The 13,669-nt window shown below is 73.2% G+C and carries 5 protein-coding genes; 4 read left to right on the top strand and 1 reads right to left on the bottom strand.

The window, feature by feature from the left end; translation table 11 throughout:
- The coding region (locus AB0G16_RS27465) for a beta-ketoacyl synthase N-terminal-like domain-containing protein (protein WP_362810863.1) at positions 1–4,462 on the bottom strand (4,462 nt) is incomplete at its 3' end.
- Positions 4,463–4,778: 316 nt separating this feature from the next.
- Between AB0G16_RS27465 and AB0G16_RS27460 the strand changes: the two genes are divergently transcribed.
- From AB0G16_RS27460 to AB0G16_RS27445, 4 genes are read left to right on the top strand one after another with little or no spacing between them, the layout of a single operon-like run.
- Positions 4,779–5,543, top strand: a complete 765-nt coding sequence (locus tag AB0G16_RS27460) for an SDR family oxidoreductase (RefSeq protein ID WP_362810860.1) — start codon at positions 4,779–4,781, stop codon at positions 5,541–5,543.
- Positions 5,544–5,583: 40 nt separating this feature from the next.
- On the top strand, positions 5,584–6,105 hold the full coding sequence (locus AB0G16_RS27455) for a PaaI family thioesterase (protein WP_362810857.1): 522 nt from the start codon (positions 5,584–5,586) through the stop codon (positions 6,103–6,105).
- A gap of 39 nt (positions 6,106–6,144) precedes the next feature.
- A complete protein-coding gene (locus AB0G16_RS27450) occupies positions 6,145–7,626 on the top strand; it encodes an acyltransferase domain-containing protein (RefSeq protein ID WP_362810854.1) in 1,482 nt (493 codons plus the stop codon).
- 3 nt (positions 7,627–7,629) lie between these two features.
- Positions 7,630–13,668 (top strand): SDR family oxidoreductase, encoded by a 6,039-nt coding sequence (locus tag AB0G16_RS27445; protein WP_362810851.1) that lies wholly within the window; start codon positions 7,630–7,632, stop codon positions 13,666–13,668.
- Position 13,669 lies beyond the last annotated feature (1 nt).

Raw genomic sequence — 13,669 nt, 5'->3', positions numbered from 1 at the left:
TCGACACCTCGGGCTGAGCACGCAGATGCGCGGCCAGCCGGGCGGCCTGGTCGCGCACGGCCTGGGGGGTCTTGCCCGACAGCAACCACGCCACCGGACCCTCGTCCGGCGACACGCCCTCCGGGCCCTGCTCATCGGGTGCCTGCTCCAGGATCACATGCGCGTTCGTCCCGCTGATGCCGAACGACGACACGGCGGCGCGGGCCGGACGGTCGGATTCGGGCCAGCGGCGCGGCTCCGTGAGCAGCTCCACCGCACCCGAGGACCAGTCCACCCCCTCGGTCGGCCGCTCCGCGTGCAGCGTCCTGGGCAGCACGCCGTGCCGCATCGCCTGCACCATCTTGATCACGCCACCGACGCCGGCGGCGGCCTGGGCGTGCCCGATGTTGGACTTGAGCGAGCCGAGGAAGACCGGGCGTCCCTCCGCGCGCCCCGTCCCGTAGGTGGCGATGACGGCCTCGGCCTCGATGGGATCACCCAGCGCCGTACCGGTGCCGTGCGCCTCGACGGCGTCCACCTCCGTCGCGGTGAGACCCGCGTCGGCGAGGGCAGCGCGGATGACCCGCTGCTGGGAGGGGCCGTTGGGTGCGCTCAGGCCGTTGGAGGCACCGTCCTGGTTGACGGCCGAACCGCGGACCACGGCCAGCACCCGGTGGCCGTTGCGGCGGGCGTCCGACAGGCGCTCCAGCACCAGGAGCCCGACCCCCTCCGCCCAGGCCGTACCGTCCGCCGCGGCCGAGAACGCCTTGCAGCGGCCGTCGGGCGCAAGGCCCCGCTGCCGGGAGAACTCGACGAACATGCCGGGGGTGGACATCACGGCCACCCCGCCGGCCAGGGCGAGCGTGGACTCCCCCGAGCGGAGCGAGCCGATCGCCGTGTGCAGCGCGACCAGCGACGAGGAACAGGCCGTGTCCACCGTGAGGGCGGGCCCGGTGAGCCCGAGCTGGTAGGCGATGCGTCCCGACATGACGCTGGTCGTGGTGCCCGTGAGCAGGTGCCCCTCGACACCGTCGGCCGGGTCGTCCATGCGGGGGCCGTACTCCAGCGAGGTCGCGCCGACGAACACGCCCGTGCGGCTCCCCCTGATCGAACCGGGGTCGATGCCCGCGCGCTCCACCGCCTCCCACGCGGTCTCCAGCAGCAGGCGCTGCTGGGGGTCCATGGCCAGCGCCTCGCGCGGCGAGATCCCGAAGAAGTCCGCGTCGAACATCGGCGCGTCATGCAGGAAACCGCCGAGGCGCACGTAACTCGTACCGGAGTGCTCGGGGTCGGGGTCGTACAGGTCGTGCCTCCAGCCGCGGTCGGCGGGGAAGGGGGAGACGGCGTCGGCCCCGCGCTCGACGAGGTCCCACAGGTCCTCGGGCGACCTGACCTCCCCGGGGTAACGGCAGGCCATCCCCACGATGGCGATCGGCTCGCCGGTCGGTACGGTCACGCGCGCGGGCGGCGGTGCGACCTCCTCCCGCACGCCGGTCACCCGGGTCTCCAGGTGGCGGGTCAGCGCGGCCGGCGTGGGGTGGTCGAACAGCACCGAGGTCGGCAGCCGCAGCGCGGTCGCCGCGTTCAGCGCGTTCCTGAGCTCCACCGTCATGCGCGAGTCGAAGCCCTGGTCCTTGAAGGTCCTGTCGGTCTCGACGGTGTCCGGGCTCTCGTGCCCGAGGATCGTGGCGGCGTGTGAACGTACCAGTTCCAGTACGGCCCGGCGGCGCTCGCGCGGGTCCGCCGCCGCCAGGCGGCGCGCCAGCGCCGAGGAGGTTCCGGCGCTCGCGGCGGGCAGGGGCTCCTGGCCCACCCAGTACGGCCGGCGCTGGAAGGCGTACGTGGGCAGGTCCGTCAGCGTCCCGCCGTCGACGGCCCAGTCCACGGGGACGCCGTGGGTGTGCGCGGCGGCCACGGAGGTGAGGAACTCCCTCAGGCCGCCCTCGTCGCGGCGCAGTGTGCCGATCGCCGCGCCGTGCTCGCTGTCGAGCGCCTCGGCCGTCTGCTCGATGCCCGCCAGGAGCATGGGGTGGGCCGACATCTCCACGAAGAGGGCGTCACCGTCGCGCAGCAGGGCGGCGACGGTCTCCTCGAACCGGACCGTCTGCCGGAGGTTGCGGTACCAGTAGCCGGCGTCGAGTTCGGGGCCCTCCAGCGGGGTGGCGGTCACCGTCGAGTGGAAGGGCACGGACGCGGGCATCGGGGAGAGTTCCCCGAGGACCTCCGCCAGCCGGTCGCGCAGCGCCTCGACGTGCGTGGAGTGCGAGGCGTAGTCGACGGCCACGCGCCGGGCCTGCACCCCCTGCGTCTCGCATCGTTCCAGGAGTTCGTCGAGCGCGTCGGCGTCGCCCGAGACCACGACGGAGGCCGGGCCGTTGATGGTGGCCAGTGACAGCCGGCCGTTCCAGGGCTCGATCAGCCGGGACGCCTCCTCGCTGCTCAGCGACACGGAGGCCATCCCGCCGCGACCCGAGACGGCGGAGGCGATCACCTGGGAGCGCAGCGCCACCACCCGCGCCGCGTCCCCGAGCGAGAGCGCGCCCGCGACGCACGCCGCCGCGATCTCCCCCTGGGAGTGGCCCACGACCGCGGCGGGCTCCACGCCGTACGAGCGCCACAGCTCCGCCAGCGAGACCATCACCGCGAAGAGCACCGGCTGGACGACGTCCACCCGCTCCAGCGACGGAGCCCCGGGGGCCTCGCGGAGCACGGCCTCCAGGCTCCAGTCCACGTACTCGGCGAGCGCCCGCTCGCACTCGGCCACCCGGCGGGCGAACACCGGCGCGGAGTCCAGCAGTTCCACGGCCATGCCGGCCCACTGGTGGCCCTGTCCGGGGAACACGAAGACGACCCGCTCGCCCGCGGGGTTCACGCCCGTGCCGCGGACCACGTTCGGCGCGCTCTCACCTCGCGCGATCGCGCGCAGTCCCGCCGCCAGCTCCCGGCCGTCCCGGCCGAGGACGACGGCGCGATGTCCGAACGCGGTCCGGCTGACGAGCAGCGAATGCGCCACGTCCACGGGGTCCGGCGCGCCGCTCGCCTCCACCGTCCGCAGCAGGCGTTCGGCCTGCCCGGGGAGCGCGTCCGGGGTCCGCGCCGACAGCACCCACGGCAGGACCCGGTTCTCCCGCGGTCGCCGGGAGGGGGCGGGGGCGGGGGCGGAGGACACGGTATCCGTGGGGGGCGCCTCCTCCAGGACCACGTGGCAGTTCGTCCCGCCCATCCCGAACGAGCTCACCCCCGCCACCAGCGGCAGTTCCGGACGCGGCCACGGGGTCAGCTCCCGGTGCACGGACAGGTTGAGCTCGGCCAGCGGGATCTTCGGGTTGGGGGTCGCGAAGTTGCGGCTGGGCGGCAGCTCCCTGTGGTGCAGGCTGAGCAGCACCTTGAGGAGCCCGACGATGCCCGCGGCGCCCTCCAGGTGCCCGACGTTCGTCTTCACCGAGCCGACCAGGAGGGGCATGTCCGTCGGCCTGGCCGAGCCGAGGGCCGCGCCGAGCGCCGCCGCCTCGATCGGATCGCCGACCGGCGTGCCCGTGCCGTGCAGTTCCACGTACTGGACCGCGTCGGGCGACAGCCCGGCCCGCTCGTACGCCTGCCGCAGCACCCGCTCCTGGGCCTCGGCGCTGGGCACGGTCAGCCCCGGCGTGGCGCCGTCGTTGTTGACGGCGCTGCCACGGATCACGCCGTACACCCGGTCGCCGTCGTCCAGCGCCCGCCGCAGGGGCTTGAGCAGGACGGCGGCACCGCCCTCGCCCCGGACGAACCCGTTGGCCCTGGCGTCGAAGACGTAGCACTCCCCGTCGGGGGACAGCCCGCCGAACCGTTCCTCGACCATCGCGCTCTCCGCGAGCAGGTTCAGGTTCACCCCGGCGACGATCGCCGCCGACGACTCACCCGACCGGATGCTCTCGGCGGCCAGATGGACCGCCACCAGCGACGACGACTGCGCCGCGTCCACGGTCACGCTGGGACCGCGCAGCCCCAGGTGGTAGGAGACGCGGTTGGCGATGACGGCGCGGCTGGTTCCCGTCATCGTCTCGGGAGTGATCGCGGCCCTGCCGTGCCGGTAGACCAGGGCGGTGTAGTCGTCGCGGAGCGACCCGACGAACACGCCCGTCCGGCTGCCGTGCAGGACCTCCGGCACGGTCCGGGCGTCCTCCAGCGCCTCCCACACCAGTTCCAGCACGATCCGCTGCTGGGGGTCCATGGTGACCGCCTCGCGGGGCGAGACGCCGAAGAACCCCGCGTCGAAATGGCCGACGTCGTCCAGGAACCCGCCGCGGCGAGGTCCGGTGTCCGCCTCGGCCGCCTCGCCCCACCGGTCGGCCGGTGCCGGCCCGACGACGCCGGAGCCGGTCCGCAGGACCCGCCAGAGCGCGCCCGGACTCTCCGCCCTCGGGAGACGGCAGGCGACGCCGACCACGGCGATCAGGTCCGTCCGCGCCTGCCCACTCGTTATTCCGCTCTCCAGCCCATTCATCAATGAATCCCCTAAGAATCCAGCGGAATCGTGCTTTCGGCATAGATGAAAGTGGCGCAGATTACACACCTTTCAGGAGCCTATGCACGGCTGGTAATGATGCGGTAACCCCTGATCGCCGGCACCCTCCCGTGAAATCGCCGAACGATCGTGGAAGGGGTCATCGCGGCCGATGAGCGGGCGGTGAAGGGCTCGTGGGCCGCAAATGACCGGCAAATTATTGCCATCAGATATTTTCTTGCTCGAGCCTGGCGTACTTCTCGGACTCATTGACGTACATCAACCGACCCGATCCGATCCAAAGGAGAAGTGGGAAATGGATCTGCAGCTCTCCGGGAAAAAAGCGGTGGTCACGGCGGCGGGCGGTGGGATCGGCGGTCAGGTCGTCCGCACCCTGATCGCCGAGGGCGCCACCGTGCTGGGCGCCGACATCGAGATCAGCCCCGCGTTGAAGGAGAGCGGCGCCCTCACGGTGCAGGCCGACCTCACCGCTCCCGAAGGGGTGGAGCGCCTCAGGCAGGCCGCCGAGTCCGAGCTGGGCCAGGTCGACATCCTCGTCAACCTGGTCGGCGGACTGACCGGCCTGCCGGTCGCGAGCCTGGGCGACATCGACGACGCCGCCTGGCAGCGGGCGTTCGAGCTGAACCTCTTCTCGACGGTACGCGTCACCCGCACCCTGCTGGACCTCCTGCGCGAGTCCGTGGTGAACCTGTCCTCCAGCGTCGCCCGCTGGCCCTCCACCGGCCCGCACTGGTACGGCACCTCCAAGGCGGCGGTGACCGTGCTGGGCAAGGGGCTCGCCGAGGAACTGGCGCCCAGGGGCATCCGGGTGAACACGGTCTCGGCCGGCCTGATCCGCACGCCGCTGTGGGACGAGTACGCCCCCCGTCTTGCCAAGTCCTACGGCTTCGAGACCGACGACTTCATCGCCAACCTCCCCGCGCTGGCGCAGGTGGCCCTGGGCCGCTGGGGCAAGGCCGAGGACGTCGCCAACCTGATCGTCTTCCTCTCGTCGCCCGCGGCGGGCTTCATCACGGGCGGCGACTACGTCATCGACGGCGGTGCGGAGAAGATCCGCTGATCTTCACCACCGAGAGCACGCAAGAGACGGAGGGTAGGTCGTGGTCGAGCCCGCAGGCGGTCGCCGGCACGTCATCTCCTGGGAGGACCCCGGCATCCTCGCCCGGGAAGGGCTGACGATGAGCGGGCTCGACTGCCTGCGCGCGCTCATCGACGGCAGGTTGCCGCCGCCACCGGCGTGCTCGCTGATGGACTTCCGTCTCACCGAGGTGGCGGAAGGCCACGCGGTCGGGGTCATGGAACCCGCCGAGTACCAGTACAACCCGTTCGGCGGCGTGCACGGGGGTGTGCTCACCACGTTGATGGACACGGTGATGGGCTGCGCGGTGCACACGATGCTGCCGGCCGGCGTCCTGTACTCGACGCTGGAGATCAAGAGCAGTTTCGTCCGTCACGTGTCCGCCGGTTCGGGGACGTTGCGGTGCGACGGTTCGGTCGTCTATTTCGGCGGCCGTACCGCCACCGCCGAGTGCAGGGTCACGGACGCGTCCGGCGACCTGTGCGCGCACGGCACGACCACCTGCCTGATCCTGCGACCGCCGAGGGCCGGCAGACAAGCGTGAGCGACCAGGGAAGTGGATCACACTATGGAGGGTCGGGCAGTGAAGACAGCGGCACTGTTTCCTGGACAGGGGGCCTTCGACGGCAAGGCACTGCTCGCCGCCGCGGAGCGTCATCCGGACATCGGTGACGTCTTCGCGGAGATCGATGCGGTCACGGCGGCGGAGGCCGGTCGCAAGCTGTCGGCGATCGTCCTCAGCGACGAGCCCGCGACCATGAGCGAGCTGCTGGCGGACGACCCGTGGGTCTCGCAGTTGGCGATCTACGGGGTGGACGTGGCCGTGCACCGCGTGCTCGAGCGCGCGGGCTGGCGTCCCGACGTCCTGGCCGGGCACAGCCTCGGGGAGATAGCGGCGCTCGTGTGCGCCGGCGCGTACACCGTCGCGGACGGCGCCCGGGTGATCTGGGAGCGGGTCCGGGCGGTGGAGGGGCTGGAACTGCGCGGCGGGTACATGGCCGCGCTCTCCACCGGCGCCGAACGGGCCGGCCTGATCGCCGCCCTCGTCGCCGACGGCTCGCTCGCGGTGGCGGCGGAGAACCACCCCACGCAGACGGTGCTGTCCGGGTCGGCGGCCGCGATGGACATCGTGCGGGAGGTCGCGGGCGCGGTGAAGGTGCCGTCCGCCAGGCTCGCGGCCGGTGTCCCCTTCCACTGCCCGCTCCTGGAGCCCGCGGTCGCCCGGTTCGCCGCCGCCGTCCGGGCGATCCCGATCCGCGCCCCGCACACCCCGGTCTACTCGCCGATCTACGGCCGCTACTACGAGCCGGGCGAGGACATGGGCGCCGCGCTGGCGGGTCACTTCGTGGAACGGGTGCGCTTCGCCGACGCGGTGCGCGCCCTCCACGCCGACGGGGTACGGGTGTTCGTCGAGTGCGGCGCCCTGGAGACCGTCAGCAAACTGGTCAGGCGCAACCTCGACGGGGCCGATTTCGCGGCCGTGCCGGGCCTGACCGACGCGGGCCGCCCGATCGAGGACGCCGTGTCCCGGCTGCGCGACCTGGGCGCGATCGAGGCGGCGCCCGCCGTCCCGGAGGGACTGCTGCCCGGTGTGGACGCCGAGGCGTTCGCCCTGTTCTGGGCCGATCGAGGCGGCGCCATCGTCGAACGCATCCGCCGGGAGTTCGCCGAGTACGGCACGCCCGCCCCGGCCACCGCGCCGGCCGCTGTCCCGGCCGCCTCGGTCACGGCGCCGGCCGCCGTCCCGGCCTCGGTCACCGCGCCGGTCACCGCGCCGGTCACCGCCTCGGTCACCGCGCCGGCGGGCGACCTCGGCGACGACCTGCGCCGCCTGTACGCCGACGCCCTCGAGTACCCGGTGGAGGTGTTCACCGACGACGTGCTCCTGGAGGCCGAGCTCGGTATCGACTCCGTCAAACAGGTGGAACTGCTCACCCGGGTGTCCGAACGCTACGGCCTGCCCGCCAGGTCCGGGAGTTTCCGGCTGGACGAGGTCGCCACGATGGACAAGGTCATCGGGTACGTGCGGGCCACGCTCGGCGAGCACGGCGCGGCCGGGCGCTGATCCATGGACATGCTGAACGGCAAGGTCGCGCTGGTCACCGGGGGCGCCAGAAATGTCGGCAAGGCCATCGCGACCCGGCTCGCGGAGTGCGGCGCCCACGTCATCGTGAACTACTTCCACGCGCACGACGAGGCGAGAAGAACCCAGGCCGAACTCCTCGCGGCCGGTTGTTCCGTGGAACTGATCAGGGCGTCGGTGGCCCGGCCCGAGCAGGTGGAGCGCATGTTCGCGGCGATCCGCGAGCGTCACGGCCACCTCGACATCCTGGTCAACAACGCCGCGTCCGGGGCACTGCTGCCGCTGGACGAGGTGACCGGCGAGGACCTGGACAAGGGCTGGAACACCAACGTCAAGGGCGCGCTGGAGTGCGCCCGGCATGCCCTGCCGCTGATGGAGCGGCGAGGGGGCGGGTCGATCGTCAACGTCTCCGCCCTGGGCGGCGCGCAGTTCGTCATGGCCAACTATTTCGCCTGCGCCCCGGCCAAGGCCGCGATGGAGGCGCTGACCAGGTATCTGGCGGCCGAGTACGCCTCCCGCAACGTCCGGGTCAACACCGCCTCCGCCGCCATGCTGGTCAGCGAGGTGGCCGACCTGTTCCCCGACGCCGCGCGGATGCAGGAGGCCATCCGGCGCGCGACCCCGGCGGGCCGTCTGGGGACCCCCGAGGAGTTCGCCGACGTCGTGCTGTTCCTGGCGAGCGACCGGTCACGCTGGGTCACCGGCCAGGTCGTGCTCGCCGACGGCGGTCTCTCGCTGGGGACGAGCATGCTCTCGCCCCCGCCCGAGGTTCCCGCGGAGGCACTCGCCGAGGTTCCCGCGGAGGCCCTCACCGAGATCCTCGCTGAGATCCCCGCTGAGATCCCCGCCGAGATCCCCGCGGAGGCCCCGGCGGAGGCCGTCGTACCGCAGGACGAAGCGGAGACCGCGGCGCAGGACGAGCCGGACGGGATCGCGATCGTCGGCATGGGGCTCGCGGTGGCCGGCGCGAACAGCCCCGAGGAGTACTGGGAGCTCCGGCTCCGCGGCGAGGAGCTGTTCGTGCCGGTGCCCCCCGACCGGTGGGCCCGTGCCGAGTTCCACTCCGACGACCTGGCGGCCGAGGACAAGTCGTACCAGGACCGCTGCGTCTTCATCACCGGCTTCCGCCCCGACCCGGACGTCCTGGAGGAGGGGGAGAGCGCCGAGGACCACGAGCACACCACGATGTGGCTGCGCCACTCGATGGTCCAGGCCATGCGCGGTGTGAGCACCCGGCCCGGCGACAGGTTCTCCTGCAGCATCGGCTACACGCCCGACGGCAACCAGCACCTTGAGGAGGCCGGGGTCCTGGCCGCGGTCGCCGACCGGGCCGAACGGCTCCTCGCGGGCCTCGACCTGACCGGACCGGCTCGTGACACGCTCCTGACCGAGCTGCGCGGACGGCTCGCGCGCCGCTACCGCCGCGGCTCCGCCGCCGACCCCTCCCGGTACCTGCCGTACCGGGTGGGACGCCTGGCCATGGAGGGCGTGCTTCCACCGGACACCCGGCTGCAGATGGTGGACACGGCCTGCTCCTCCTCGCTCTACGCCGTGGACATCGAGGCCAAGGCGCTGCTCGGCGGCGACGCCGACGTGGCGGTGTGCGGGGGCGCCTTCGCGCTGGGCCCCCGGGGCACCGTGCTGTTCTCCAAGCTGCAGGGCCTGTCCAAGCGCGGCGAGGTACGCGCCCTGGACGCCGAGGCCGACGGCGTCATCTTCGCCGACGGAGCGGCCGTGGTCGTGCTGAAGCGCCTCAGCCGCGCCCGCGCCGACGGCGACGACGTCCTCGGCGTCATCCACACGATCGGCACCTCCTCCGACGGCAAGGGCAAGGCGGTCTACGCGCCGAACCCCGACGGCCAGGCCCTGGCCATGGAACGGGCCCGGCCGGACGACGTGGACTGGATCATCGCGCACGCCACCGGCACCCCGGCGGGGGACCTGGCCGAGTTCACCACGCTGCGCGCCTACCACGGGGACCGGCGGATCGCGGTCACCTCGAACAAGTCGCTGGTCGGGCACACCGGGTGGGCGGCGGGCGTCGTCTCCATGATCGAAGGCGTGCTGGGCCTGCGCCACGAGACGATCGCGCCGCAGTTCCGCTTCACGTCGCCACCCGCGGACTTCCGCATCGAGGAGTCCGGCCTCTACATCCCCACCGAGGCGCGGCCGTGGCCGGCCGGGCGCCGCCGCGCCGTGGCGGTCTCCGGGTTCGGCTTCGGCGGCACCAACGCCCACCTGGTCATCAGCGAGGCGTCACCCCCCGCCGCGACGGCCCCGCCCGGACCGCTTCCCACCGCGGGACCCCTCTCTCCCGGGGAAGCCCTTCCCGACGGGGGAAGGCTCACCGCGCCGTCCCCCGTCCGTGACCGCATCGCCGTCGTCGGCTGGGCGGCGCACGTACCCGGCCTGGCCGGCCGGGAGGCGGTCACGGCGTGGCTGCGCGGCGACGGCGCCGCTCCCGACCAGGGCTTCGGCGACATCTACCCCGTACCGGACTTCGGGAAGGTACGCCTGCCGCCGCGCACCATGCGTACGATCGACCGCTGCCAGCTCATGATCCTCGAATGCGGTCACCAGCTCCGGGCGGAGCTGGCCGGTGCGTGGGAGACGCTGGCCGAGCGCACCGCGGTGCTCGTCGGGCACCTCGGCCCCACCCGGGCGGGCATGCTGTACGCCAACAGGTGCTACCTCGACAGCATCGACCACACCCTGTCGGACGACCCCGCCCTCCTCCCGCCCGAGGTCCTGCGGGCGCTGATGGACGGACTGCGCGAGGACGCCGGACGGCTGGTCCCGCCCGCCAACGAGGATTCCTTCCCCGGGATGATGCCCAACGTCATCTCCGCCCGGGTGGCGAACTACTTCGACCTCAACGGCCCGAACCTGACGATCGACGCCGGTCTGGCCTCGACCCTGCACTCGTTCGACATCGCCTGCCGCTACCTGCGCGCCGGCGGCGTCGACATGGCACTGGTGGGCGGCATCAACGGCAACAGCCTTCCCGAGCTGCTCCCCCTGCTGACGGAGGAGTTCGGCCCGCGGGGACGGCCGGTCGCCGCCGAGGGCGCCTTCATGTTCGCGATCACCCGCGAGCGCGTGGCCGCCGAGGCGGGCCTGCCGGTCCTCGGCTGGGTGGAGACCGGCCCCGGCGGCGCGGTGACCGTGGAGCGCGAATCCGGTGACGCGGTGACCGTGGAGTGCGGACCCGGCGCGCCCGAACACGCCCGCTACCTGGGCGCGTCGGGGGGCGTGGCGCTCCTGCGCGCGCTGCACACCGAGGGCCTGCCCGCCACCATCGCCTGTTCCGGCGAGCCCGGGGCGCCCACCGTCAGCCTGACACCCGTCACCCCGGACGCGCCGGACTGGTACGCGCGGTCGACGGAGAAGCCACTCGCGCCCGGGTTCGCCGACGCCGGGCACCACGCCCCCGGCAGGCCCGTCCAGGTGCTGCGGCACGTCTCCGAACTGGCGCCCGCACCCGCGCCCGCCATCGGTCCCGCACGCCCCTTCCTCCCCGGCGGCGTCGTGGTACTCGTCGACCGGCCGGAGCTCGCCGAGGGGCTGGAGGGACTTCCGCCGGACGCGAGGATCCTGTCCTGCGCGCCCCCCGCCGTCCCCCGTCCCGGCCTGTACCACCTCCCCGAGGTCACCGAGGAGGCGGTCGACGCCGTCCTGGGCGGCCGGATCCCGTCGCACGTGCGCGTCCTGGCCGACCTGACCGCCTCCGCGCCGCCCGAGAGCTGCGTCGCCGAGGGCGCTCCCACCCTGGAGGCACTGCACGACCTCGCCTTCCTGACGCTGCGCCGCTGCCCGGACGCCTCCGTCACGACGCTGCTCCTCGGGGCGCTCCCGCACGGTGTGCCGCACCCGTACACCGGCCTGTTCTCCGGGCTCATGAAGGTGGCCCACCTGGAGTCGCCGGACACGGACCGGTTCATGATCGCCACCGGTGTGCGCGACGTGCCCGAGGCGCGGCGCGCCGCCGAGCAGGAGGCGCGCAGACGGCGGTCGCTGCCCGTGGTGTTCGACGTGGACGGGGAACGTCACGCGTACACGCTGGTGGAGAGGCCGGTGCGGGTCGGGGACGCGGCGCGGCTCTCGGAGGAGTCGGTGGTCGTCGCGGTCGGCGGCGCGCGCGGGATCACGGCCGAGCTGATGAAGGCGCTCGCCGAGCGGTTCGGGCCCACGCTCTACCTCCTGGGGAGCAACCCGCTCGACGGTTACCCGCCCGAGGTGTTCGAGCAGGGCGACGAGGACTTCGCCGCCGGGCGCAAGACCTACCTGCGTGCCCAGCTCAGGGCGCGTCCGGGCACCCCGGTGGCGGTGTTCAGCCGGGAGTACGACCGCATGGCCGACGCCAGGGCCGCCCGTCGCAACATCGACGCCATGGTCGAGCACTGCGGGCCGGACCGGGTCCGGTACCTGACCTGCGACGTCACCGACGCGGACGCGGTACGCGAGGCGATCGCCACGATCCTGGCCACCGGCCGGGAGATCGACGTGCTCGTCAACGCCGCGGGGCGCAACGGGTCGGCGCTGATGGCCGACAAGGACGTGGCGACCTTCCGCGCCGTCCGCGACCTCAAGCTGGTCTCGCACCGCAACCTCAAGCGCGCCCTCGCCGGGCACCCGCCACGGCTGTGGTGCAGCTTCGGCTCGCTGCTCGGCTTCTTCGGCCAGCGGGGAGAGGCCGACTACGCCTCGGGCAACGACTTCCTCGCCACCGCGGGCGCCTACGAGGCCGCGGTGTCGGGGACGGCGGAGGTCACGCTGGGCTGGACGCTGTGGGGCGGCGTCGGCATGGGAGCCTCCCCGCTGGTCAGCGACTACTACGAGCGGCGCGGCTTCTACACGCCCATGACGGCCGCCGAGGGCGTCCACCACTTCGTCCGCGAGATGCACGCGTCGGACCCGGCGGCGAGCGTGGTCTACCTGGGTGAGGCCGAGCGGCGCACGGTCGAGGAGTTCTACCCCGGCTTCTTCACCGGCACGACCGGGAAGGCGGACCCCGCCCCCCTCACCGCCCGGCCCCTCACCGCCCCGGCCCCCCCAGCCCGTCCCGAGCCGCCCTTCTACCTGCGGCGCCTCGTCGCCCGCGAGGCCGGAGCGGTGACGTACGAGTGCCTGTTCGACCTGACCGCCGACGCCTACCTGCGCCACCACACGGTCAACGGACAGCCCACCCTGCCCGGGACGTTCATCACCGAGATCGCCGCCGAGGCGGCCCTGGACCTCCGGCCCGACCTGCGCGTCATCGGCTTCACCGACCTGCGCTTCGAGCGCTTCCTGCGGATCTTCGAGAACGCGGCGCCCGTGCCCAAGCGGATCCACGCCCGCGTCGCGCACGCCGGGGCCGACCTGGTCACCGTCGACGTCCGGCTGGCGACCGACATCGTCTCGCCCGGCGGGATCGTGCTGAGCAGGGACACCACCCACTTCAGCGCGCGCGTGCTGCTGGCCGGGCGCTTCGGCGTCCCGCCGCGCGTCCGGCCGTGGCCCGACGACGCCGCCGAGGTGCCCGTGCCCGACCCGTACCACGTCGAGGGCACCCCCGTACTGCTCACCGGACCCTTCGTGACCACGGCCGGAACCCGGTCCCACCCGCGCGGCAAACGGGCCCGGTTCGCCCCCGACCTACGGCCGGACGACCCGGTGTGGTCGCGGTTCACGATGCCGAGCCTGCTGCTGGACGGCATGGCCCGCCTGGGGGTGCTCCACCTCCAGGACGGGCACCTGGTACCGGTGGCGGCGCCGCTGTCCATCCGCCGCATCGACCTCTACCAGCCGGCCAACGACCTGGCGCTGGCCGCCTCCGGGCCGATCGAGCTCTACGCCACACCGGCGGGCCCCGCCTTCACGACGGACGGCCCCGTGGAGAACCGGTTCGTGGCCGCCAGGCCGGACGGCACGGTCGTCGCCCAGATCAAGGACGTCTCCGCCACCGTGCTCGGCCACCTCAGCGTGGACACCGGTGTGTTCCACACGCCCGACCTGGCCCTCGCGGCCGCTGGAGGACAGTGAC

Source organism: Streptosporangium sp. NPDC023615, assembly GCF_040640155.1.
Taxonomy (GTDB): domain Bacteria; phylum Actinomycetota; class Actinomycetes; order Streptosporangiales; family Streptosporangiaceae; genus Streptosporangium.
Note: the sequence above shows the minus strand (reverse complement) of the source record. Positions and strands in the feature narration are given on the sequence as shown.